Raw genomic sequence first — 24,494 nt, 5'->3', positions numbered from 1 at the left:
TACCAGGCGTCTGGAACTCTAGAAGTTCACTCTGCGGCGGTTGGTTGCGGGACGAACTCGTCCCAGAACGCTTCCAGCAGCAGAGAGGTGCGGCTGTGGTGACGGGCGATGGCGATCGACCACCTCAGGGGCGGTCCGACGATGTCGAGTATCTGCACGTCCCGCCGATGCGCGGCGATGAAGTCGGGCACCACGGCGATGCCGATGCCTGCAGCGACGTAGTTCGGGACCTGAGCCGGCTCCGCCACTTCCAGATTGACCACCCGGTGCAGACCCCCGGCGGTGAAGACCTCATCGGTGACCATGCGATTGGTCTGGCCGGTCGGCGACTCGATCCACGTTTCCGACGCCACGTCCGACAGGTCGAGTCCCGAACGGCCGGCCAGGGGATGGTCCGGTGCCGCAATGATCACCAACGGCCCCTCGGCGAGAATCTCCAGGATGATCTTTCTGTGGGCATCGGCAGGCACTGCTCCCGGGAATCGGCCTGCGAGGAACGCGACGTCGACCTCGGACCGTAGGAGCCGTTCGACCAAACCTGCTGTTCCCACTGCATCGGAGAGCACATGCAGTGTCACATGAGGGTTCGCGTCGCCGAACCGCTTGAGTGCCGCAGGCAGGCCGATCGGCTCCGTCGACCCGATCGTACCCACTCTGAGAACGCCGTTCAGTCCGGATGCTATGTCCTGCAACGACGTCCGTGTCAGTTCGAGCTCGTCGAGGATGGCGCGCGCCCGCGGTACAAGTGCTTGTCCCGCGGGGGTGAGCCGCGCCGTTCGAGCCGACCTGTCGAACAGCTGCACCCGAAGATCGTGCTCGAGGGCTTTGATCGACGCGCTGACCGTCGACTGCACCGTCAGCGTCTGCGTTGCGGCGGCCGCAAAGGTTCCGGTCTCGACGACCGCCAGGAAGGTAGCGAGCAAACGCGAGTCCATCGTCACATCGTAGTTATCGATGATATCGATCGGTAATCATCGTTAGACGCAATAGCTGCGGTGCGGTCATGCTCATGCCATGACTAGAGACACAGGTCACATCGGCGTTCCGTCATCGATGATTCTGACCGAGCACCAACACTCCGTACTCGCCGGCGCTGAGGGCGAGGCGATGCGCAAGGTCATGCTCACTTTGGTTCACTACGGAGCCATCTTCGGTGCCCGCCGACTGGTCGCCCTGGACGGACCCGCGCACGTGGTCACCTCGATGGGCATGGCCGGACTCGATGCTGCCTTCGACCTCCTCGACACCCTGGTGGCCGCCGGTGTGAGGACCGTCCACCCCTTCACCGTCGACCCCCGCCCGTACGACCTGGACAACGTCGATTACACCGATACCGAACTCGGCGACCTCCGAGCTCTCTACCCCCATCAGGACCGCTACGAAAATCAACTCCGGGCACTCGGACTCGAGGACGACGACGCCTACTCCTGCACCGCCTACCTGCCGGAGACAGGTAACACCCCGCAGGAGGGGCAGATCCTCTCTTGGGCCGAATCTTCGGCAGTGGTATTCGCGAACTCTGTCCTGGGCGCCCGGACCAATCGCAACTCCGGACTGATCGAGCTGATGGGCGCGATCGCCGGTTATGCACCGGAGTTCGGTCTCCTCCTCGATTCCGGTCGCAAAGCGACCTGGAACATCGAGATCCGGACCACCTCACTTCCCTCCCCGACGCTCCTGGGAGCCGTGATCGGCGCGCGGATCACCGACGGTGTGCCGTACATCAGAGGCCTCGACGGTGAGCTCACAGCGCTCGGGTCCGAAGCCCGACGGGACTATCTCAAAGACTTCGGCGCGGCAGCCGCCGCAGCGGGGGCCGTGGGCCTGTTCCACATCCACGGGATCACCCCTGAAGCGCGACGCCTGGGCCCTGCTTTGTGTGTTCGCGACGCGCAGACCTTCGTCGTCGACGACACCGCTGTCGACGACCACGCACTCGCGACCAGTCCCCGCCCCGACCGCGTCGAGCACACGGACTCGGACGCCCGGACGGTCTTGATCGGGTGCCCCCACCTGTCCAAAGAACAACTCGTTACCGCAGCCCGCACCATTCTCGACGCCCTCGCTGCGGCACGACGCACCACGGTCTCGACCAGAACGATCCTCAGCACCGCCCCCACTGCGGCCAGAGCTTTTCGAACGGACCGGCCCGACATGTACGACCGGTGCCTGACCGCCGGCATCTCGATCTCCGCGTTCTGCCCAGCGCTGCACATGAATTGCCCGTCCGCCGCCGCGAAGACTGTCATCACCAACTCCCAGAAGCTACGCACGTACACCACCAGCTCCTTCTTCCGAGACGGCGACGTGCTCGACCACATCGTGCACGGAACCACGACACCCGCAACCGGATCCATCTCATGACCACCTTCGTGGGGCGTGTCGTCAACCCGGGAACTGTCCGGGGCGACTGCCTGGTCACACGCCGCGGGTTCAACATCCTCGCCTCGTACTTCCACGGAATCGCCCGCGCCGACCCCACCTCCCACGACCGCAACAACCCCGACCTCTATGGGCGCATTCTGGCCGGCAGCATCCTGTGTCTCAACCAGGCCGTCGGATCCACGACCGGCGGAATGATCTTGCAGTGCGCCGCCCAGCAGGGCATCGCTCCGGCCGCGATGCTCTTCGCCGACCACATCGACTCCATCTCGGCAGCCGGAATTCTGTTGGCCGACATCTGGAACGACAACCGCATCATTGCAATCGACCAACTGGGGAACGAGTTCCTCGAGGCCGTCAGCACCGGCTCGGTCGTCGAGATCGCTGCCGACGGAACCGTCACTCTTTCCTGACGGTCGACTGCCTCTCCACCCCGTCGAGAGACGACCTGATGACAGCACAACCCACCCCGCTCGGCACCGCCTCGACACGCGCCGAAGGGTTCCGCGTCAAGTACTGGAGGCTCTGATCATGCGCCCGGTGGGACGCCGCACATAAGCACCCGGGAGCCGTCACGGTATGGCGAGCGTGACGCGCTCCCTGCTTCCGTGGTCGACCAGGTCGTGAGCAGTCGCGATGTCTGCCAACGGCATCGGTGGCGCAACCGGAAATGACAGTGCACCGGACCCGGCCGCTGCTGTCAGATCGGCAGCGGCGCTCTCCTTCGCCTCTCGAGGGAAGTCGTCGCTCCCGAGTAGTCGAAGTGTCATGTTGCTGAACAACATCGGCCAGAACGGCAGCACCGGACGGTCCGACCGCGTCCCGTAGGCAGCGACGACCGTTCCGTTGCCCGCCACCGCGGTGTCGAGTTCGACGTTCTCCGACAGAGCCACTTCCACGATGCGGTCGACCGGCCCCGACGCGAACGCGCGGATCTGATCCGCGACATCGACATCACCGAGTGCGACGACACTGTCGTGTCCCCGCTCGCGGGCGGCGTCCACATCGCCGACGGTGCGCACCGTGCCGATCACGGTCGCACCGTTCCAGCGGGCGAGTTGAGCAGCCAGCGATCCCACCGCACCCAACACTCCCTGCACCAGAACAGTTTTACCTTCCACTGAGCCGTCCCCGAAGACGGCACGATGGGCAGTGATACCCGGAATGCCCAGACACGCAACGAGGGCGTCCTCGACACCGTTCGGCGCGCCGACGGCCTGCCACTCGGGAACGACGACGTACTGCGCCGCCGTGCCCAGAGCGCGATAGGACTGCGCGCCGAAGACCCAGACCCGCTCCCCGACACGGGAGGGGTCGACACCCGGCCCCACCTCATCGACGACACCGGCCCCGTCACTGTGCGGAACGACCCGGGGGTACGGCATGCCGGATCCTTGCCAACCGCGTCTCTTCTTCGTGTCGCCCGGATTGACGGAGGACAACGAGACCCTGACGCGCACCTCGCCGGCCGCCGGTTCCGACGTCGGCATCTCCCCCAGGATCAACACCCGCGAGGGCCCCTGCTCCTCGTACCACGCAGCGATCATGGGAACTCCCGAGTCGTCGTCGGACGAGGACGCTCCTACGTCGACCGCGACCCTACCTCGAAACGAGGTAGCTGTCATACTCGAGATGTGCTCGCGCTGACGATCCTCGGCTTCCTCTTCGAAGGCCCCCTGCACGGCTACGAGTTGAAAAAACGAGTCGTCGAATTGACCGGCCACGCACGCCCCGTCAGCGACGGCACCCTCTACCCCGCCATCACGAGAATGCACCGCGCCGGCCTCGTCGATCGAGTCGAGCACGCGGGCACAGGCCCGTCCCGCTACGTCCTGACCATCACCGACGACGGCCGACGCGAACTCCGCAGGAGGCTCGGTGAGCCGGCGGAGCAGGACATCACCGACTTCACCCGCTTCGCCGTCGTCCTGACGTTTTTGTCTCTGCTGGACGAGCCTGATCAGCGGCGTGCAGTCCTGCGTCGGCGCCTCGCCTTCCTCGAACTGCCCGTCAGCTTCTTCTACGACGGCGACCGCCCCCTGCGTGCCGAGGACGTCACCGACAACTATCGACGGGGACTTCTCACCATCGCGCGAGCCACGAGCCGAGCCGAACGCGCCTGGCTGCGAGAGGCACTCGAACTCGAATGACGAGCGTTCGGACGGTGTCACGGCCTCATGACACTCAATCCCTCACTGCATGACTCTGATCGCGGCACCTGCTGTCGAACGGCGCCGCGGTGCCCCGGAAATGCGACTCCACGACTGTCGAACTTTTCGCGCATGAAGGCGGTCGGATCCGGCGTTGCGGAGGCGAATACGTCGACGCCCGCCGCGGCCGCGTGAGGTACAGCAACTCCCGAGCGCGCGCGGGGCAGCAGACGAGGGCAGTGTCGGGCAGCACCCCGACACCGACTTCTATTCAGCTCGTGCTGCGCCCTGCCCACTCGAAAACGAAGCGACGACGGACGGGACAGAGTGCTCGCCGGCGTACCGGGCCATGACTTCAAGCCCCCGTACTCAGACCTTCGGCGGTCGCAATCTCGAACGGTGGTGGACGGCCATGGCTACACGACTCTTAATCCAACGGTCTATTGGACCCAGTGCAGACACGATGGCGACGCCCTGACCAGCAGTAATGCAGCGCCAGACTCTGCCCGGAGAGCCCGAACGCGTGAGTTTCGAGCTGAAAGTCATGAATAAGTAGTGGGTGGCACCGGAACCAGAAGAGCCCCTGATCAGCATAACTGCTGATCAGGGGCTCTTTGTGGTGCGCCCACAGGGACTCGAACCCCGGACCCAGTGATTAAGAGTCACTTGCTCTACCAACTGAGCTATAGGCGCATGGTCGGAGCGGCTCGCGCTCCTCGGTGCGTGAAAGACATTAACACCTGGCGCGCATGGAGTGAAATCGAGTCACTGACCTGCGCAGATGCTCAGCTGACGATCTTGCGGATCACCAGGATGGCGACGACGGCGCCGACGCCGATGAGCGAGAACTTCACGGCGGGCTCGTTGAGGGTGCCCACGACGCTGCGCTTGGTGTTCTCGACCAGCCGCTTCGGGTTGGCGCGCACGCTGAGCTCGTCCAGGGTCGACGCGAGCTGGTCGCGTGCGGCCTCGATGTCGCGCTCGATGTTGTCGGTGTTGCGTGCCACGAAAGCCCTCCCGGCTGGACGAAGATGCAGAACTTCTGCGGTCGCCTCAAAGCCTAGAGCACGACGCCCGGCGCGCCTGCCCGGCTCGGACGAGTCGGCTAAGTTTGGCATCGTGACCACGACCTCGAGACTGTCCGCAGGCGACGCTGCTCCCGCCCTGTCCCTCCCCGACGCCGACGGCAACACCGTGTCGCTGGCGGACTACGCCGGCCGACGCGTGGTCGTCTACTTCTACCCCGCCGCGGCGACGCCGGGGTGCACGAAGCAGGCGTGCGACTTCCGCGACAGCCTGGCGCAGCTCAACGATGCGGGCCTCGAGGTGATCGGGGTGTCGCCGGACAAGCCCGCCAAGCTGGCGAAGTTCCGCGACGACGAGGGCCTCACGTTCCCGCTGCTCTCCGATCCGGAGAAGTCGACCCTGCAGGCGTGGGGCGCGTTCGGCGAGAAGTCGATGTACGGCAAGACCGTCACGGGCGTCATCCGCTCGACGTTCGTCATCGACGCCGACGGCAAGGTCGAGGTGGCTCAGTACAACGTGAAGGCCACCGGCCACGTCGCCAAGCTCATCCGCGATCTGAAGCTCTGAGCCGCCACTGCTCGGGCAGGCGGCTCAGGAACGCTGCTTCGGCCACCGCGATGGTCTCGATCTCGCTGGGGTCGACGCTCTCGTTCGGTGCGTGAATGGTCGACAGCGGCTCCTCGACGCCCATGAGGACGATCTCCGCATCCGGCACCGCGCGCTGCAGCGCGGTGCACAGCGGAATGGAACCGCCCTGCCCGGCGAACTGCACGGGCTCGCCGTAGGCGTCGCTCAGCGCGGTCATCAGCGTGCCGTACGCGGGGCCGTCCGTACGGGCGGCGAAGGGTGATCCGACGGCATCCGGCGTGACCGTCACCCGCGCGGACCACGGCGCCGCATTCGTCAGGTGAGTGACGAGCAGATCACGCGTCTTCTCGGCGTCCATGCCGGGCGGTACGCGAAGTCCGATGCGCGCGGACGCGCGAGGCACCACGGCGGCGGCGCTTCCCACCACGGGTGGGCAGTCGATGCCCATGACGGTGACGGACGGCCGGGCCCAGAGATGGTCCGCGATGGACCCGCTCCCGGTGAGCTCCACACCGTCCAGCACGCCCGCATCCGTCCGGAAACGCTCGACCGGATACTCGGCACCGTCCCACACGCCGGAACCGTCCACCCCGTCGATGGTGGTGTCGCCGTTGACGTCGTGCAGCGTGGCGAGCATCGCCACGAGGGCCACCAGTGCGTCGGGCGCGGGCCCGCCGTACATCCCGGAATGCACTGCGCCGCGGAGTGTCTCGACGTCGACCCGCACGATCGCCATGCCGCGCAGCGACGTCGTCAGCGTCGGCGTTCCGACGGCGATGTTGCCCGTGTCGCCGATGACGATCACATCTGCGGCGAACAGCTCGGGACGGTCGCGCACCAGGTCCTCGAGGCCACCGGTCCCGGTCTCCTCCGAGCCCTCGCACACCACCACGATGCCCACCTCCGAGTCGGAGCCGAGCGCACGGAGCGCCGCGAGGTGCATCAGCACGTTGCCCTTGCAATCGGCCGAACCGCGGCCGAACCAGCGACCGTCCCGATCGGTCAACTCGAAAGGCGCGCTGTTCCACAGCGACTCGTCGCCCGCAGGCTGGACGTCGTAGTGCGAGTACAGCAGGACTGTCGGAGCACCGTCCGCAGCGCGGCGCCGACCGATGACAGCCGCCGATCCGTCGGACGTCTCGTGCAACTCCGTGTCTTTCACGCCGGCGTCGCGGAATGCGTCCCGCACCCACTCCGCGGCGGAGCGGCACTCGGACGGCGGCGCCTGCTCGGGATCGGCGATGGAGCGAAAGGCGACGAGGTCTGCCAGTTCGGCGCGCACTCTCGGCATGCTCGCACGCACGCGGTCTCGGAGCTCGGACAACTGCGCATCGGTACCAGAGGTCATGGAAAACAGTCTGGCACCTCGACACGTCGACCTACTGCGGGAACTCCTGGTTCAGCCACTGCCCGGTCTGCTGCCAGTGCTTCGCCCACGCCTCGTCCTGCAGCTGCTGCGGGGACTTGTTCGGATCCTGCTCGGGCACCGGGACGGTGAACTGCGGAGCGGGTACCGCACTGGGAGAGGACGACTGCTGCTGTGGCGGCGTGGTGGTCCACGGCGTGGGCGCCGGCGCAGCGGCGGTCGGCGACCAGGGTGCTGCCGACGGCGCGGTCCAGTCGGAGGCCGCGGCGTCTGCTGCGGCGTCCTCTGTCGGAACCGGCGCTGCCGGAGCAGCGGGGGCCGGCGACGCGGCCGGAGCAGCGGGAACCACCGGTGCCGCGACTGCGGGAGCATCTGCCACCGGGGACGCGGAGCCACCGTTCGGGGCCTGCTGCTCCGCGGCGGTGTTCTGGGGCACGCTGTCCGATCCACCGGACATCACGGCAGCGGTACCGATGCCCGCCGCGACCAGCGCTGCTGCGGCGGCAGCGCCGGCGAACCCGACGAAACGGCGCGAGCGGCGACCGGTGGGAGCGACGGACGCGGCCGTCACCACCGGGATGGCCTCGGTCCGAGCATCGTCGATCGGATCGACGACAGCAGGCGCCACGACGGCGGGGAACACCTCGGTGTCGGTGTCGGACGACGTCGTGGGAGGAACGGCCTTGTCGACGGGCGTGACCTCGTCGGCGGACGCGACTCGGGGGCGAGCAGCCGCGGCGGCGGCACCTGCCACACCGGCACGTGCCGCTGCGGACTTCGAGATCGGCGACGCGGACGCGCCCGACTTCACGACGCCGGACTTCCCCGCACCGGTCGCAGACCGGCGTACCGGCTTGGCCGGGACGGGACGCGTCGGGCGCAGAGGTGGGCGGGCTGCCGCTGCGGCGGCGGCGACAGCGGAGGGTGTGGTCCGCTGCCAGGGCGCGACATCGTCGGCAGGAGGAGTGGCGTCGTCGTCGAGTGTCGCGCCGGCGGCGGGCGTGTCCGCGACGACCGGGGTGGGAGAGTCGAAGACGGGAACACCGAACGCGAGTTCGAGGATGGGCGGAGCCACGTCGATGTCAGCGGCAGCGCCCGAGGTCACGACGGACATGACACAGGCGTCGGCGACGTCCACCAGGTCCCACAGCATCGGCACCGTCAGCCCGATCTGCTCGGGCGAGAAGTCCTCGAGGTCGATCGACTCGGCGACGCCGAGGTCCGACCCGTCGATGGGAGACAGCAGGGACGCCGTCACCGTGGACCCGTCCAGGTGATACAGCAGAACGGCGGAGACCACGGTGGTGTCACCACGGGTCTCGGGTGCGCTGCTGTTGCGGGGGGTGTCGTTCATGATGTGCCTCCTCTTCTCGAAGACGAACCGGAAGCCGACACAGCCGTCGTGACTCCCCCGAGACCGGCCTGAACGATCGACTACTTGCTCCGTCAGTGAACGATGCGTCTTGTAACAGTCTCTAAACATACCGTAAGTTCATATTGAATGCGGCCGAACGGTAGCTCACTGTTCGAGAACGGTGGGTCGACCGATACTGTTGGTGACGTGGAGTCGACCGACGGAGCACCGGGGCGCAGCACCCCGATCACCGAGGAGACAGCGCACGAACAGGGCCTTCACGACGAGACCGATGTCCGCGACGGGGCCGACACCAGCGAGAACGCGGACGAGAACGAGCCCGTCGAGCTGCTCCCCCGCCGCCGCCCCACCCAGGAGCGCAGCAAACGGAAGTTCGACGCGTTGTTGACGGCGTCGCGCGAACTGTTGACCGACGTGGGGTTCGAGTCGTTCACGTGCGAGGAGGTCGCGGCCCGCGCCGGGCTGCCCATCGGCACGCTGTACCAGTTCTTCGCCAACAAGTACGTCATCGTGTGCGAACTGGGTCGCCAGGATCTCGCAGGCGTGCGCCAGGAGTTCGCCGATTTCGACGGGGAGGTTCCGTCACTCGACTGGCTACGCTTCCTCGACGACTTCCTGGACCATCTCTCCAGCCTGTGGACGTCGGATCCGTCCCGACGCGAGGTGTGGTTGGCGATGCAGTCCACCCCGGCCACACGCGCCACCGGCATGATCCACGAGAAGGCGTTCGCCGCCCAGGTGGAGCGGGTGCTCGCACCGCTCACACCCCGCACCCCACGTGCCCGCCGCAACCTCATGGCCGAGGTGCTCGTGCACGTCGTCTACTCCATGCTCAACTTCTCGGTGCAGGACGGTCAGAGTCACGCCGACGCCGTCGCCGAGCTGAAGCGCCTGATGGGCGCCTACCTGTTGGTGGCAGAAAAGGAGAGCCGACGCTGATCGCGTCGGCTCTCCTCTTCTCCGTCATTCGTCTGACGATCACTCCTCGAGGATCGCCACCGCTCCCGCCATGTCGCCGTCGTGGGTCAGCGACAGGTGGATCTTGACCGTCGGCAGGAACTCCGCGGCCATGCCGTGCAGCTTGATCGACGGACGTCCCCACGCGTCGTTGACGACCTCGATCAGCGGGTACGGGTTGTCGCCGATCTGGGGCGCACGAGCGAAACGTGATGCGGCCCAAGCCTTCAGCACCGCTTCCTTCGCGGCCCACCGCGCGGCGTAGTGCCGCGCGGGATCCGCACTGCGCGTGGCGGCGTGGCGGCGCTCGCCGGCAGTGAAGCTGTCGCGGACCATGGTGGTCCCGACCTTCTCCATCTGCTCGGCGAACTCCGAGACCGACACCAGATCCAGACCGACTCCCAGGATGCTCACTCGGCCACCGTACGGTAGACGTCGTCCGCGCCGAGGCGAGAATCTTCGCTCAGCAGCAGATCGATCTCGAGCTCGTGCTTCGCATCGCTCGACGTGCCGTCGTGGCCCAGTCGGCGATCCTCCGGACGCTCGTACAGCGAGGATCCGCCGCACATCGCCTCCATCAGCCGCCGCTTGCCGGCCACCACACGTGCCTGCGCCTTCGCCGTGTACTCCTCGCGCTGCGCGGCCGGAACCGCCTCGAGGAACGCCTGCGGGTGCACCACGGCGATGATGCCGGACACATGGCCGAAGCCGAGGCTGGTCAGCAGACCGGCCTTGAACGGCAGCCGCTCCCCGAAGCGCAGCGGTTCGCGTACCCAGACCAGGTTCTCGAACTCGGTCATCGTGTCGTCGACGCAGTCGAGACTGCGGTTCGGCGGCACGACGCCCTCGGCCAGCACCTGGCAGAGACCGATCAGCTGGAAGGCGGCAGCGCCGCCCTTGCTGTGTCCGGTCAGCGACTTCTGCGAGACCACGAAGAGGGGGTTGCCCTCCGTGCGGCCCAGTGCTCGGGCCAGACGCGTGTGCATCTCCGCCTCGTTGGGATCGTTCGCGTTGGTCGACGTGTCGTGCTTGGAGACGATCGCGATGTCGTCCGCGGAGACGCCGAGTGCGCTGAGCGACAACGCCATCGCCGAGTCCTGACCGCCGCGGGCAGCGCCGAGGGCGCCGAGACCGGGAGCCGGGATCGACGTGTGCACGCCGTCACCGAAGGACTGCGCCCATCCGACGACACCGAGGACGGGCAGGCCCATCTCCAGAGCGAGGTCACCGCGAGCCAGCAGAATCGTTCCGCCGCCGTGCGACTCGACGAAGCCGCCGCGTCGACGGTCGTTGGCTCGGGAGAACCGGCGATCCGAGATGCCCTTGGCGTGCATCGCCGAGGCCTCCGCCGTCGCCGACATGTCGCCGAAGCCGATGATGCCCTCGGTGCTGAGGTCGTCGAACCCGCCGGCCACGACGAACGTCGCCTTGCCGAGCCGGATCTTGTCCACGCCCTCCTCGACCGAGACCGCCGCCGTGGCGCAGGCCGCGACCGGGTGGATCATCGCGCCGTAGGACCCGACGTACGACTGCACCACGTGCGCCGCAACGACGTTCGGCAGCGCTTCCTGCAGGATGTCGTTCGCACGAGCGTCGCCCAGCAGGGTGTCGATGTACAGCGAGCGCATCGACTCCATGCCGCCCATACCGGTGCCCTGCGTGTTGGCGACCAGCGAGGGGTGCGTCCAGCGCATGAGCTCGGACGGGGTGAAGCCGCTGGTGATGAACGCGTCGACCGTGCAGACGATGTTCCACAGCGCGACTCGGTCGATGGAGCTCGCCATGTCCGGCGAGATGCCCCACTTGGTGGCGTCGAATCCCGTGGGGATCTGACCACCGACCGTGCGCGTCAGCTTCATCTGACGCGGTACGCGGATCTCGGTGCCCGCCTTGCGCGTGACCTGCCAGTCACCCTCCGCGTTCTGGTTCACGACCGTCCGCTCGGGATCGGCACCGACGAAGGCGCGTGCCTCCGCCTCGCTGCCGACGACGAACGTCAGATCGTTGTCCAGGAACACCGAGGTGAGCAGCGGCGCGGTGTTGTTCACCATCGCGCCGTCGTCCTCGTACTGCCGGATACCGCAGCGTTCGACGACCGTGTCGTGGTACCGGTCGGCGATCTCCGCCTCGGGCACCAGATCGCCGGACTCGGCGTCGTACCACCCCGGCTTGGGATCGTTCTCCCAGACCACCAGGCCGGTGTTCCACGCGAGTTCGAGAACGCCTGCCGCCGAGAGCTTCTCGTCGACCTCCATCTCGAAGCGGGTGCGTGCGCTGCCGTACGGCCCGAGCTCGCCCGTTCCGACGATGACGACCATCTCGGACGGCTCGATGTCCAGAGCGGTCCACGCGGGTGCTGCGGGCTGCTCGTCGAGCCGCGGCGGCGCGGGAAGCGCGTCGACGGTGGCGAGTGCCTCGGCGACGGACTCGTCCGCGACGGCCTCGTCGGCCGCCTGCTTGGCGAGTGCGGCCAGATCGAGGCCCGCCTCGGCGAGGCCGCCGGTGAGATCGACCTCGAGCGGTGCCTGCGCGGCGGCGGTCCGGGACTCCTCGTCGCAGGTGGCGAGCAGCTGCTCGGCCATCTCCGCCGTGGACCAGGTGCGCACACCGGCCGCCTCGGCAGCGTTGGCCACCGGGTCGTTGTGACCCATGAGGCCGGTGCCGCGGACCCAACCGATACGGGCGTGCACCAACGTGACTCGCTCGGCCCAGGTGCGCTCCGCCTTCCAGCGGTTCACCACGGCGTCGAGCGCTGCCTTGGACTCGCCGTAGGCACCGTCGCCACCGAACAGTCCACGGTTCGGCGAACCGGGAAGTGTCACGTGCAGACGGGTGTCGACGTCGCGGTCGTGACCGATCTTCGACAGACCACCGATGAGACGCTCGACCGACCAGAGCAGGACGCGCATCTCCATCTCGGCGCGGGCACCGGCGTCGGACAGCTCGCCGGCGACCCGCGGTGCCGCGAAGGGGAACAGCATCGTGGGGGTGACGGCGGGCTTGACCAGCTTCTTCGCGCCACCGGCCGAATCGATCTGGTCGCTGCCGATCCACTCGATCAGGGCATCGACGTCGGCGTACGAGGCCATGTTCGCCGGGACCACCCAGAGGGCTGCTCCCGCAGTGGCATTCGTGCGGTAGAGCTCACGGTAGAACCCGACTCGGCTCTCGTCGAGACGCGAGGTGGTGAGGAACACGGTCGCACCGCCGGCGAGCAGTTCCCCGGTCACCGCAGCGGCGATCGAGTTCTTGCTGGCGCCGGTGACGACCGCGACCTGCCCGGTCCAGCGGGTGGACGCCTCGGTCGACTGCGCCGCAGCCGACGCGATGGCGCAGTAGGTGGCCGCCAGGTCGCCGCGCCCCTGGGCGTCAGCCTTCTGCTGCCACCAGCTCGCCTGGGACGCGACAGCCCTGCCGGTTCCGGCGAAGGTGTCGACAGCGAGTGCCTGAGCCTTCTCGTCCCCAAGCCACAGTCGGGCGAGATCCTCACGCGCACTGGCCCAGCGGTCGTCGATCAGCACCGCCTTGCGGGCGTCGAACGACGGAGCGACCAGACGCGGCCAGTCGGTGCCGAGCTCGGTGGACACCAGGTCGACCAGCTCGGCCTCGCTCGCGTCCGCCTCGGGCAGGGTGAGGTTCTCGGCGAATCCGAGCTGTTCGAGGACCAGTCGGGCCGCCGAGGCCAGCACTCCGCTGCGCCCGGTGATGTTCTCGGTGAACTCACCCAGGGCGGCCGCGTCGACGGTGCCACCGCCGCCGCTGCCCCCACTGGAGGGCATGGACACCTGGATGCCGCGTCGCTGACCGACCGCAGTCACGGCTGCGTCGATGACCGCGTCGACCGCGGCACCGTCGGCGACGGCACCGTCCGCGAGACCACCGAGGTCGCCGCCGCGGATCGATGCGCCGTCCCTGGTGCCGAGAGCGACCTCGGCGGTGACGTGGTGGGCCCACCCGTCACCGAGCTGCCACACCTTGGCGACGCGCTCCGCGATGGAGCCGGGACGACGTCCCGACGGTCCGAACACCTTGCGCAGGTGATCGTTCACCGAGTCGCTGAGCACCGGCCCGAACGGACGGTAGGTACGTGCCAGCTTGTTGACGGTGCCGGCGAGGGCACCCATGTCGGCGTCGGCCGCGCCGTCGATCGCGCCGAGCGACAGCTCGGAACCGAGATCGACGAGCAGCTGGTTACGCCGGGACGAGACGCCGTCGCACAGCGCCTCGATGGTGTCGGCGGGGCCGATCTGATCGATGCGGAGCTTGGTCCACAGAGCGATCAGCACGGTCGTGGCATCCGACGCCGTGAACGCGATGTCGTCGGGACGCGGCCCACCGGCCGGTGCCGCAGGAGCAGCGACCGGGGCGGCGACGGCTGCCGGGGCAGCCGCCGGATCTGCAGCGGGAGTCTCGGACTCGGGCTCGTCCACCATCTCCGGATCGGTGTCCGTGGAGAAGACGACGGCCGCGTCGCGCTCGATGTTGAGCACCTCGACGGGGTGGCCGATGCGACCGGGAAGCTTGAGCGTGTTGGTCGCCAGGTTGGCCACCGTGGGAACGGATCCCAGACCCACCTCGACGAAACGCTCGATGCCCAGTCCGCCGTCCGACTCGTCGGCGAACAGCAGGTCCTGCGTCTCGATCCACCGGACCGGGCTGGCGAACTGCCATGCCAGCAGCTCGGTCAGGATCACGCGGCACAGATCGGCCGGGCGGGCGGCCCAGTCGTCCCACCGACCCAGGACGTCGGCCAGCGGCTCGGACGGCACCAGGTCGGCGATCTCCTGCACGAAGTCACGATCGAGCGTGAACAGACGCGGAACCAGGTTGGGGATGTAGCGGCCGACGAGGATCGACGGGTCGATCGTCTCCGGGAGCAGCTCGAGGAGACGAGCCCGGAAGTCGTCCACACCGCCGCGCAGAACGGTGGAGTGGAACGGGACGTCGATGCCGGGGACCAGGATGAAGGCCCGCTTGCCGCCGAACTCGGCACGGCGACGGTCGATCTCGCGCTCGAGCTCCTCGAGACCCGCGACGGTGCCGGCGATGGCGTACTGGGAGCCGCGCAGGTTGAGGTTGACCACCTGCAGGAACTCGCCGGTGCGCTCACCGATGGACTCGACGAATCCGATGACGTCGTCGTCGGCGAGGCCGACCTGGGACGGACGGATGGCGGCCATGCGGTACTGGCTGCGGCCCTTCGCATCACGCGGGACCAGCTGGTGCATGGCGGAGCCGCGCTGGAAGACCACTTCGAGGACGGCCTCGAGCGGCAGGACCCCGGCGACGGCGGCGAGAGCGTTGTACTCACCGACGGAGTGGCCGGCGAGGAACGAGTCCTCGACGAACGCGCCGGACTCGCGGAGCTCAGCCACCTGGGCGACACCGAGCACGGCCATCGCGACCTGGGTGAACTGGGTCAGGTGCAGGACGCCGTCGGGATGACGGTGGGTCACTCCCCTGGCGCGCAGCTCGGTCGGGTTGTCCCGCACGACAGCGAGAATGGAGAAGCCGAGGGCAGCGCGGGTGTGCTTGTCCGCACGCTCCCAGATCTCACGGGCGGCCTTCGAGCGAGCCCGTGCGTCGAGTCCCATGCCGGGCTGCTGGATGCCCTGGCCCGGGAACGCGTAGACCGTCTTCGGTGCGGCGATGCGGCCGGTGGCCATCATGACCATGTCGCCGTCGACCTTGCAGGAGACCTCGACGATCTCGGAACCGGCCTCGTAGCCGACGCGATCGACGCGGACGTCGATCGAGGCGCCGGGACGCACCATGCCGAGGAAGCGCGTGGTCCACGCCGTGAGGCGACGCGGCGGAGTCGTCGCGGCCGGATCGACGGCGGTGACCACCTGCTGCGCGGCAGCCGAGAGCCACATGCCGTGCACGATGGGATCGCCGAGACCGGCGAGACGTGCTGCGGCGTCCGAGGTGTGGATCGGGTTGTGGTCGCCGGAGACCTGAGCGAACGCACCCATGTGACGCGGAGCCGTGATGGTGGTGTCGCGGCGACGGCGGCGCGGGGTCTCGACCAGCGCGTCGGTGACCGACCCGCCGGCGCGCGGCGGATCCGACAGCGTGCCGGTGCCGGTGCGGCCACGGATGGCGAACCGCTCGACGAGGGTGGCGACGACGGGAGCGTCGAGGCCCTCGCCCAGCATGGCGCCGATCTCCACGGAGACCTCGACCACGCGGCCGAGATCGGTGTCGACGACCTCGCCCGACTGCGCCTTCACCACCAGGATGCTGTGGTGGTCCGGGAGCGTGCCCATGAGATCGATGCGGTGGTCGAGGTGCACCAGGTCGAGCATGCCCTCGATGACGGAGCCGGCGTCGGCGGTACGCGCCGAGCCGAGCACGGCGAACACGGCGGGCCAGCACGCTCCGACGAGGACGTCGGGCACGGCCGAGTGGCCGACGCCGTAGTCCGCGGGGAGGCCGGAGCCGGTGACACCCGCATGGTCGGCGACGAGGTCGGGCGACCAGGCGATGTTGAGGCGAGCAGCGCCGCCCTTGACCGTCGGGAGTTCCTGTCCCGCAGCGACTCCGAGCAGTGCGGACATCGACGACTCGGCGTCCGCGTCGGTGACGAGCGGCGCTCCGCCGTCGACCGCCGAGGCGGGGACGGTGATGCGGATGTCGACGCTCTTGCCGGGCGAGAGCGGGACCGAGAGGAGCACCTGGTCCGAGCCGGCGACGGTCAGCGTGGCGCCGGTACGGGCGTGGGTGGCGGCCTCGTCGGACACGACGTCCCACTCGGACAGTGCACCGAGTCGACGAACGGGGTTGGGCGCGAGGCGCGATGCCCAGGTGATGTCCGGAGCGGCGAGCACCATGCCCACGAGACCGCCCGCGATGTCGGGATGACGGCGGGTGGCGACGGCGACGGAGTCCGCGCCGGAGCCGAGCAGGCGATCCGCGGTGGCCTTCTCGAAGCGGTTCAGCAGATCGCCGACCGGCTCGTTCAGCCGGTCGATGCCGGCGACGGCCACGGTGCCGGGGATGACGCAGACCTGGTCTGCCGAGTACCGCGCGTCGTGGGCCTGCCACAGCGAGTCACTGCGCCACCAGCGGCGAACGTCCTTGTCCACGACGGGAACGAAGTTGACCGGCTTGCCGGGGATGCGGCACAGCGAGATGAAGAACGGCACGTCGGCCGGGTGCAGCTCGACCGTCGAGGCATCGGGGTAGGCCGCGACGAGTGCCCGCAGGGCATCGGCGGGGCGATCGAGGATGTCGTCCTCGGCGAAGAGGGTGGGAACGGGGCCACGGTCGACGGGGTGCAGGCGGGCCTCGGCGCGCTGGAGCATGTCGCGGAAGCGGACGCGCCACGTGACGTCGAGCCACGGAGTGTCGGTGTCGATGTCGTGCCCGACGGCGAGCTCGAGGTAACGCTCGAGCCAGCGCAGGTACGTCATGGACGCGACGTCGCCGAAGTACGGCTTCGCGGTGGCGTCGAGAGCGGCGATGATCTCGTCGCGGCGGGCGGCCACGGCCTCGTCGTCGCCGGCGACCTCGTCGAGCAGACGACCGGTCCGCGAGGCGGCGTTGTCGATCTCGTGGATGTCCGCGCCGAGCTGGCTGCGGCCGGAAGCCATGCCGCCGATCGCGGTGCCGGCACCGACCCAGTCGGGCGTTCCGGGGGTGTCGACGAGGAGCTGCTTGACCTCGGGGGACGTTGTCGCCTCGAGCGTGGCCATCGCGGCGGTGCCGACGAGGATGCCGTCGAGCGGCATGGCCGGGAAGCCGGCGGCCTCCGACCAGCGTCCGGTGAGGTAGTCGGCTGCGCGCTCGGGAGTTCCGATGCCGCCGCCGACGCAGATGACGATGTTGTCGTGCGACCGCAGCTCCGCGTAGGTGGCTACCAGCAGGTCGTCGAGGTCCTCCCACGAATGGTGGCCACCGGCGCGGCCACCTTCGATGTGGACGATGACCGGGTAGTCCGGAACCTCGTTGGCGATGCGGATCACGGCGCGGATCTGCGCCACCGTGCCCGGCTTGAAGCAGACGTGGCTGATGCCGACCTCGGTCAGCTCCTCGATGAGCGCGACGGCCTCGTCGAGCTCGGGGATGCCCGCGGTGACGACGACGCCGTCGAACGGCGCACCCGCCGTGCGGGCCTTCTGCACGAGGCGCTTGCCGCCGAGCTGCAGCTTCCACAGGTAGGGGTCGAGGAAGAGCGAGTTGAACTGCACGGAACGGCCCGGCTCGAGGAGTTCCTGCAGCTCGGCGACGTGGCCGGCGAAGATCTCCTCGGTGACCTGTCCGCCACCGGCGAGCTCGGCCCAGTGGCCGGCGTTGGTCGCGGCGGCGACGATCTTCGGGTCGACGGTGGTCGGGGTCATGCCCGCGAGCAGGATCGGCGACCGACCCGTCAGCTTGGTGAAGGACGTCTCGACGGCGGTGTACCCGTTCGGGAGGGTGACCACGGACGGGGCGAAGTCGCTCCACGGCCGGTCCACCTCGGGTGCGGCGCCGGGAGTGAGGAGGTTCCGGTGCCCGGTGCGGGTCGACGCGGCGACGACGCCCACGCCGTGGCCACTGATGTTCGATGCGGTCAGGCGGGTGAGGGCGTCACCGGGACCGAGGTCGAGGATCCACGAGGCGCCGGCGGTGACCACGGACTCGGTCGCGGCGACCCAGTCGACGGGATCGACCAGGATGGCCTGCGCGAGTGCGCGGGCACGGGAGACGTCGACGCCACAGCGCTCGGCCCACTGGCCGACGACGTCGACGGCCTCACCCATCTGTGGGTGGTGGAAGCCGACCTCGATGTCGAGGGGTTCGAAGACGGGAGCGAAGATCGCGCCGCCACGCTTCTTGGCGTCACGCTCGCGGGTCTCGGTGGCCGAGATCTCCTCGCAGCGCTGCTGCACGCGGACGAGCTTGGTGTACGGACCGCTGAGGACGACGCGGCGGCGACCGTTGCGGATGGCGACGACGGCGGACGTCGTGGCGTCGTCGCCCGCGACCTCGTCGACGATGGCCTGCAGACGGACGGGGTCGACGGCGGAGACGGCGATCATGGGAGCCCGCTCGCCCGAGCCGATGAGGGCACGGCGGCGGCCGACGAGACCGGCTGCGGCACCGATGAGCTGCGCGACGGCCAGCAGTTCGGCGTCACTGCGTCCGAGATCGGCGACAGCCGCCTCGGCGAGGACACCCTGCGAGTGGCCGATGACGGCGGAGGGCGGAGTGGCGGTCCAGTCCAGTCCCTGCACCGACAGCGCGCGCAGTGCGGCGATCTGGGTGAGGAGGACGCCGGGGACGGAGACGGCCGCGGAGGCGAGGGCCGCGGTGGACGGACCGGCCGACGGATCGTCGGCGAGCTCCTGCTCCAGCATCCAGGCGATGGGATCGAAGCCGAGGGGCCGCACGACCAGGAGCTCCTGCGCCACGGGCGCGAGGATGTCGGCCGCGGTGTTGACGAGATCGGTGATCTGCGGCTCGAGTGCACAGTCCCGGGTCAGCTCGTCGAGGGTGGGCAACCAGGGCGCACCCTGGCCACCGAAGGCGAACGCGTAGGGCTCGCCCGCGACGAACCGCTCCGCGAGCGACTCCGCCCGATCGGTGGAGCGCTGGCGGTTGGGGGGAGTGCTCTCGTTGATGGTCACGCGTGCGTGTCCTCTCCTACCTCGGATCGCGAGGTGCTGGGTACTTCTGACGCTGGGCTCGTTCGACGTGGCTGGGTTGTTCGACGTTGCTGGGCCACCGGCGACACGAGACTCCGGGAGCCCGAGACGGTGGGCAGTCGTCATCGACGGACCACTCGCATCTCGTGGGCTCAAGGATGACACGGAATCATGAGGAATTCCTCACGTTCTGTTTGACGTCCTAGTGCTACCCGCGGGTACGTCGTGATCGTGGCCAGAAACGGCGGCTCAACTGACCCGAAAGTAGGGTCGATCGCTGCAGACCAGGGCGGTTTCCGCGGGCGAGGAACCTGAGGGATTCCTCGTGTTCATCGTTACCAATTCGTTATACGAGCGGACGGGCGGTTCCTGTCGGACCGTCCGTCTACCTTCCTGATCGCACACGTCGTGCACCCAGACCGGGGGGACTCACATGACCGACACCATCGCAGCGATCATCGACCGTTCGACGCAGACTGCCACCGCTACCGCCGTCGACGCGGTGATTCCACGGGAGACCTGGCCGTTCTGGTTTCCGGGGTGGGCCGGGGACGTCGAGGCCGCTCTCCTCGACGCCGTGTTCTCGTCGAGAGCGACGTATGGCGGTCCCACCACGGGAGTGCGCCGGGTGATCGCCGCGTGGCGGCGCTCGCGATGCGGCGCGGTGGACGATCTCCGCGCTCTCACCACGCTCGATGCCGACGTCGTGGACAACCGGCAGCGGGTTCCGGGGAATCACTCGACCAAGGCCGACGCCGCGCGGGCCGTCGCCGCCGCACTGCTCGCAGTCGGGGTGACCAGGGCGACGGACGTGGACGGGTCCGAGACGCAACACGACGCGTTCGTCTCCGTCGCAGGTGTCGGCGAGCTGTCATGGGAGTGCTTTCTCGGCGCCCTCGGCGTCGCGTCACCGCTGAGCGACGCCGGGGTCGACGACTTCCTGCGCGTGACACTCGCCGTGACCGTCGACGGAGTCGAGGACCGGAACGCCGTCCTGGACGCGGTCGCAGGTGACCTCGACACCGACCGCGCGACGCTGCAGCACGCGGTGTGGCGCTACCAGCGTTCGCTCGTCCGCAGGCCGCGGACCCGCGAGGTGCCGGCCGAGGTCGTCTAGACTCACCTGCACGCGCGAGTGGCGGAATTGGCAGACGCGCCAGGTTTAGGTCCTGGTGTCTCAGGACGTGGGGGTTCAAGTCCCCCCTCGCGCACCAGCAGGTGAGTCCCACCACGACCTCTACGACGCGGTGTCGTTGACCGTGCGCGGTCCGGTACCGTCGTGGTGTGGATCAGAGCCGGGACACCACCTCGAGGACGCGCCGACCAGCACTCATCGTGCTGGTCATCGTCGCTGCCTGCGGATGCCTGGCGCTCGGGTACTGGCAGTGGGAACGATTCGAATCGTCGTCCGGCACGGGTCAGAATCTCGGTTACGCCTTCCAGTGGCCCCTCTTCGCCGCCTTCGTCGTGTTCGCCTACCGACGGTTCGTCCAACTCGAGGACACCGTGGACGAACCGGTGGAGTCCACGGTGATCACCGAGATCCCCACCGATCTCCTCCCGCAGCGCCCGACAGCTCGGGCGACCCGCGTGTCCGACGACACCGCCGACGACGAGGAGACTCGTCAACTGCGGGAGTACAACAGCTATCTCGCGGAGTTGGACGCCGGCCGCGAGAACGACAGGAGCACTTCGTGAGCACCGCAGAACCTCGTCCCGCCGCTCGAAGCACCGGGGGTCGGCCGACCGACCGGCGGATCGAGCCCGCACTTCTGCGCTATCGCGTTCTCGCCTACGCCACCGGCGTCTGGCTGCTGGTGCTGACCGCGGAGATGGTGGCCAAGTACGTCTTCGGCGTCGAGAACCTGCCCGGGTGGATCGCGATCGTGCACGGCTGGGTCTACTTCGCGTACCTGATCGTCACGCTCGACCTCGCCGTGAAGGTGCGCTGGCCCGTCGGCCGCACCATCGGCACGCTCCTCGCCGGCACCGTGCCGTTCCTGTCGTTCGTCATCGAGCACCGCCGCACCCAGCAGGTGAAGCGGGACTTCACCGTCCGACCTACTGCGTGAGCGCGGTGATCTCCGGGAGCAACCGGCGCAGCGCGACGCCGCGATGGGACGACGCGTCCTTCTCCGCAGGCGTCATCTCGGCAGCGGACTGCCCGGCACCGTCCGGAACGAAGATCGGGTCGTAACCGAATCCACCGCTTCCGGCACGGGTTCTCGACACACTCCCCCGCCACTCGCCGCGGACCACGTGCTCACGTCCGTCCGGCAGCACCAGCGCGCAGGCGGAGACGAACGCCGCACCGCGCCGCTCGTCCGGCACGTCGGCCAGTTGCGCCAGCACCAGCGCGGTGTTCGCCTCGTCCTGGCCGTGCTGTCCCGACCATCGCGCCGACAGCACTCCGGGCATGCCGTTCAGCGCGTCGATCGCGATCCCCGAATCATCTGCCACACAAGGCATCCCGGTCGCGGCAGCGCCGTCCCGAGCCTTGATCAGAGCGTTCTCCTCGAAGGTCGCCCCGGTCTCGGGAGTCTCCGGGTACTCGGCGACCTCGTCGAGCCCCACCAGTTCCACGCCGCCGACCTGCGCGGCATCGAGCACCCGCCGCAGTTCGGCGAGCTTCTTCGCGTTGCGGCTGGCGACGAGGAGCCGTACGTCAGGCACCGGGCAGCTCACCGGGGTAAGGGGCCGCGAGAGCCTCCTTCTGGATCGCGAAGATGCGCTCGCAGCCGGCGAGGGCATTGTCGAGCATGGCGTCGAGGGTGGACCGCGGGAAGGTCGCGCCCTCGCCGGTGCCCTGGATCTCGACGAGTGTTCCGGTGTCGGTGGCCACGACGTTCATGTCCACCTCGGCGCGGGAGTCCTCCTCGTACGGCAGGTCCAACCGGACGCGGCCGTCCACCACGCCGACCGACACGGCAGCGATGGCGCAGGAGATGGGCTGCGGATCGGCGAGCTTGCCGTGAGCCGCGAGATAGGTGACTGCATCGGACAGTGCCACGAAGGCACCCGTGATCGCCGCGGTGCGCGTCCCGCCGTCGGCCTGCAGCACGTCGCAGTCGAGGGCGATGGTGTTCTCACCGAGAGCGGCGAGATCGATGCAGGCCCGCAGCGAGCGCCCGATGAGTCGGCTGATCTCGGACGTGCGTCCGCTGACCTTGCCCTTCACCGATTCGCGGCTGTTGCGGGTGTGCGTCGCGCCGGGAAGCATGGCGTACTCGGCGGTGAGCCAGCCGAGCCCGGATCCCTTGCGCCACCGCGGCACCCCCTCCTCCACGCTGGCGGTGCACATCACCCGGGTGTTGCCGAACTCGACCAGCACCGATCCTGCCGGGTGCGAGGTGAAACCGCGGGTGATGGTGATGGTGCGGAGTTCGTCGTCTGCTCTGCCGTCTTCACGTGTGGACACGCCTGCCACCCTAGTCGGGTCGCCGACACGGCCCGGGGACGGACTGCCGCGCCCCGAGGGACGTGCGAGCGGTCAGACCTCGACGACGTAGCCGGGTGAGACGGCATGCACCGGACCACCGAACTCGGCCTTCGCCTCCGCGACGACGTCCTCGCGTGACGTCCACGGCGGGATGTGGGTGAGCAGCAGTTCCGAGACCTCCGCCATGGCCGCCAGCCGGCCGGCCTCGGTACCCGAGAGGTGTACGCCCTGAGGGCGATCCGCGGCGTGTGTCCACGACGCCTCGGCCAGGAGCACGTCGGCCCCGGTCGACAGTTCGACCACCGCGTCGCACATTCCGGTGTCCCCGGTGTAAGCCAGGACGGTTCCACTCTCGGTGGTGATGCGCATGCCGTAGGACTCCGGCGGGTGGTACACGCGTCGCGGCTCGATGGTCAGCGCACCGAACGTCACCACGGAACCGTCTCGGAGGTACCGCAGATCGAGGGTGTCCGACATGTCGTCGATCCGGCCACCGCTCTCCGCGGACGCCACGCCCAGACGGAACGCCATGTCCGACGGCCCGAGGACCACGGCACGGCCCTCCACCGCAGTGGGGCCGTACCGGCGCCAGACCAGCAGTCCGGGGACGTCGAGGCAGTGATCGGCGTGCAGGTGCGACAGCAGCACGTGCACGTCGGCGGGGTTCACGTACTTCTGCAGGGCACCGAGAACACCGGGCCCGAAGTCCATGACGAGCGGAGCGGTGTCGGGCGCCTCGATGAGATATCCCGATGCCGGCGAGTCCGGACCCGAGACACTGCCCGAACAACCCAGAACCGTGAGACGCATGGGTGTCATGCTGCCACGCGCGGTGAGAGGTCCGAGAGAGTTCGGCGACACACCGTGTCGTGAGATGTCCGAAGGGTGCGCACGGCTCCTGTCACCGGTGCAGGGTGGGCGACGGCGGGAGCGTGCGCGCGGCGCGTTGCCGACGTGCGGCACCGGCGAACATCCAGGCCGCCAGTACTCCCGCGAGTGCGCCGAACAGGTGGCCCTGCCACGACACGTCCTCCTGCGTCGGGAGCACCCCCCACAACGCGCTGCCGTAGACGAGCAGCACCAGGACCCCGACGAGCAACTGCCCGAGATCGCGGGCGAAGACGCCGCGCACGATGAGGTAGGACAACCACCCGAACACGATGATCGAGGCGCCGACGTGCAGGGACGCGGTCTCGCCCGTCAGCCAGGTGCCCAGCCCACCCACGATCCACACCACCGCGGTGACGGCCAGACCGCGCGCGATGCCCGAGAGCATCAGCACGAATCCCAACACCAGCAGCGGAACGGTGTTGGCGAACAGGTGGTCCCACCCGTGGTGGAGCAGAGGGGCGAAGGCGACGCCCTGGAGACCGTCGACCGATCGGGGGCCGATGCCGTGCCGGTCGAGGGCGAGACCGGACGCCACGTCCACCGCCTCGATGACGTACAGAACGGCGACGAAGCCACCGATCACCATGGCGGCGCTCGCCCAGCGCGAGCGTCGCGGCTGCGTGGCCGGCTGCGCGCCGGAGGTTCCGAGGGTCATGGCGTTCCCGATCGTGAGGCGAGAGGTGATGTCCGG

Annotated in this window: 19 protein-coding genes and 2 tRNA genes; 9 read left to right on the top strand and 12 right to left on the bottom strand. The window is 68.7% G+C overall.

Features of this window, described 5'->3' with window-relative positions; all coding sequences use genetic code 11:
* Positions 1-26: 26 nt before the first annotated feature.
* Positions 27-935, bottom strand: coding sequence for a LysR family transcriptional regulator (locus J4E04_RS06205; RefSeq protein WP_490150165.1), 909 nt, complete (start codon positions 933-935; stop codon positions 27-29).
* Positions 936-1,014: 79 nt separating this feature from the next.
* On the opposite strand from J4E04_RS06205, the gene J4E04_RS06200 reads away from it, so the two are divergent.
* Both J4E04_RS06200 and J4E04_RS06195 read left to right on the top strand, forming a co-directional pair.
* Positions 1,015-2,364, top strand: coding sequence for an aconitase X (locus J4E04_RS06200; protein ID WP_490150164.1), 1,350 nt, complete (start codon positions 1,015-1,017; stop codon positions 2,362-2,364).
* Positions 2,361-2,795, top strand: a complete 435-nt coding sequence (locus tag J4E04_RS06195; RefSeq protein WP_490150163.1) for an aconitase X swivel domain-containing protein — start codon at positions 2,361-2,363, stop codon at positions 2,793-2,795. Before J4E04_RS06200 ends, J4E04_RS06195 begins: the two co-directional genes overlap by 4 nt.
* A gap of 159 nt (positions 2,796-2,954) precedes the next feature.
* On the opposite strand, the gene J4E04_RS06190 is transcribed toward J4E04_RS06195, so the two are convergent.
* Positions 2,955-3,929, bottom strand: a complete 975-nt coding sequence (locus tag J4E04_RS06190) for an NADPH:quinone reductase (RefSeq protein ID WP_490150162.1) — start codon at positions 3,927-3,929, stop codon at positions 2,955-2,957.
* An 87-nt stretch (positions 3,930-4,016) separates the two neighbouring features.
* Here J4E04_RS06190 and J4E04_RS06185 point away from each other — a divergent pair, with 87 nt between their 5' ends.
* On the top strand, positions 4,017-4,532 hold the full coding sequence (locus J4E04_RS06185; protein WP_374198292.1) for a PadR family transcriptional regulator: 516 nt from the start codon (positions 4,017-4,019) through the stop codon (positions 4,530-4,532).
* A gap of 617 nt (positions 4,533-5,149) precedes the next feature.
* Here the strand turns inward: J4E04_RS06185 and J4E04_RS06180 are convergent.
* Positions 5,150-5,225, bottom strand: a tRNA-Lys gene (locus J4E04_RS06180).
* 92 nt (positions 5,226-5,317) lie between these two features.
* Positions 5,318-5,539, bottom strand: a complete 222-nt coding sequence (locus J4E04_RS06175) for a DUF3618 domain-containing protein (protein ID WP_027505503.1) — start codon at positions 5,537-5,539, stop codon at positions 5,318-5,320.
* 112 nt (positions 5,540-5,651) lie between these two features.
* Here J4E04_RS06175 and bcp point away from each other — a divergent pair, with 112 nt between their 5' ends.
* The gene (bcp, locus tag J4E04_RS06170; RefSeq protein ID WP_285185942.1) at positions 5,652-6,125 is read left to right on the top strand and encodes a thioredoxin-dependent thiol peroxidase; all 474 of its coding nucleotides are present in this window, start codon (positions 5,652-5,654) and stop codon (positions 6,123-6,125) included.
* On the opposite strand, the gene J4E04_RS06165 is transcribed toward bcp, so the two are convergent.
* On the bottom strand, positions 6,103-7,494 hold the full coding sequence (locus tag J4E04_RS06165) for a dipeptidase (RefSeq protein ID WP_328811518.1): 1,392 nt from the start codon (positions 7,492-7,494) through the stop codon (positions 6,103-6,105). The genes bcp and J4E04_RS06165 overlap by 23 nt on opposite strands.
* 31 nt (positions 7,495-7,525) lie before the next feature.
* Positions 7,526-8,866: a hypothetical protein gene (locus J4E04_RS06160; protein ID WP_027505500.1), complete on the bottom strand. Its 1,341-nt coding sequence runs from the start codon at positions 8,864-8,866 to the stop codon at positions 7,526-7,528.
* Positions 8,867-9,214: 348 nt separating this feature from the next.
* Between J4E04_RS06160 and J4E04_RS06155 the strand changes: the two genes are divergently transcribed.
* A complete protein-coding gene (locus J4E04_RS06155) occupies positions 9,215-9,826 on the top strand; it encodes a TetR/AcrR family transcriptional regulator (RefSeq protein WP_027505499.1) in 612 nt (203 codons plus the stop codon).
* Between the two features lie 39 nt (positions 9,827-9,865).
* On the opposite strand, the gene acpS is transcribed toward J4E04_RS06155, so the two are convergent.
* Together acpS and J4E04_RS06145 are read right to left on the bottom strand one after the other, a co-directional pair.
* Entirely contained in the window at positions 9,866-10,258 is a 393-nt protein-coding gene (acpS, locus tag J4E04_RS06150) for a holo-ACP synthase AcpS (RefSeq protein ID WP_027505498.1), read from the bottom strand.
* Positions 10,255-19,455, bottom strand: a complete 9,201-nt coding sequence (locus tag J4E04_RS06145) for a fatty acid synthase subunit beta domain-containing protein (protein ID WP_490150161.1) — start codon at positions 19,453-19,455, stop codon at positions 10,255-10,257. Before J4E04_RS06145 ends, acpS begins: the two co-directional genes overlap by 4 nt.
* Before the next feature lie 451 nt (positions 19,456-19,906).
* Between J4E04_RS06145 and J4E04_RS06140 the strand changes: the two genes are divergently transcribed.
* The 4 genes from J4E04_RS06140 to J4E04_RS06125 all read left to right on the top strand — a co-directional run bounded on the left by J4E04_RS06140 (position 19,907) and on the right by J4E04_RS06125 (position 21,545).
* Positions 19,907-20,590 carry a DUF8548 family protein gene (locus J4E04_RS06140; RefSeq protein ID WP_328812414.1) on the top strand — a complete coding sequence of 228 codons (684 nt, stop codon included), beginning with the start codon at positions 19,907-19,909 and terminating at the stop codon, positions 20,588-20,590.
* 12 nt (positions 20,591-20,602) lie between these two features.
* Positions 20,603-20,687 (top strand) — tRNA-Leu (locus J4E04_RS06135).
* A 70-nt stretch (positions 20,688-20,757) separates the two neighbouring features.
* A complete protein-coding gene (locus J4E04_RS06130) occupies positions 20,758-21,171 on the top strand; it encodes a transcriptional regulator (RefSeq protein WP_204868612.1) in 414 nt (137 codons plus the stop codon).
* Positions 21,172-21,230: 59 nt separating this feature from the next.
* Positions 21,231-21,545, top strand: a complete 315-nt coding sequence (locus tag J4E04_RS06125; protein ID WP_373428373.1) for a DUF3817 domain-containing protein — start codon at positions 21,231-21,233, stop codon at positions 21,543-21,545.
* On the opposite strand, the gene rdgB is transcribed toward J4E04_RS06125, so the two are convergent.
* The 4 genes from rdgB to J4E04_RS06105 form a co-directional block, all read right to left on the bottom strand.
* Positions 21,535-22,146 (bottom strand): RdgB/HAM1 family non-canonical purine NTP pyrophosphatase, encoded by a 612-nt coding sequence (gene rdgB / locus J4E04_RS06120; RefSeq protein ID WP_308115815.1) that lies wholly within the window; start codon positions 22,144-22,146, stop codon positions 21,535-21,537. The two genes, J4E04_RS06125 and rdgB, sit on opposite strands and share 11 nt — an antisense overlap.
* The gene (gene rph, locus J4E04_RS06115) at positions 22,139-22,891 is read right to left on the bottom strand and encodes a ribonuclease PH (RefSeq protein ID WP_027505493.1); all 753 of its coding nucleotides are present in this window, start codon (positions 22,889-22,891) and stop codon (positions 22,139-22,141) included. The genes rdgB and rph overlap by 8 nt, the downstream gene beginning before the upstream one ends.
* Positions 22,892-22,963: 72 nt before the next feature.
* Complete coding sequence (locus J4E04_RS06110) at positions 22,964-23,722, bottom strand: cyclic nucleotide-degrading phosphodiesterase (protein ID WP_037185729.1); 759 nt, start codon at positions 23,720-23,722, stop codon at positions 22,964-22,966.
* Positions 23,723-23,813: 91 nt separating this feature from the next.
* On the bottom strand, positions 23,814-24,458 hold the full coding sequence (locus J4E04_RS06105; RefSeq protein WP_056448929.1) for a rhomboid family intramembrane serine protease: 645 nt from the start codon (positions 24,456-24,458) through the stop codon (positions 23,814-23,816).
* Positions 24,459-24,494 lie beyond the last annotated feature (36 nt).

The sequence above is a fragment of the Rhodococcus sp. NFXS4 genome (assembly GCF_058139645.1).
Note: the sequence above shows the minus strand (reverse complement) of the source record. Positions and strands in the feature narration are given on the sequence as shown.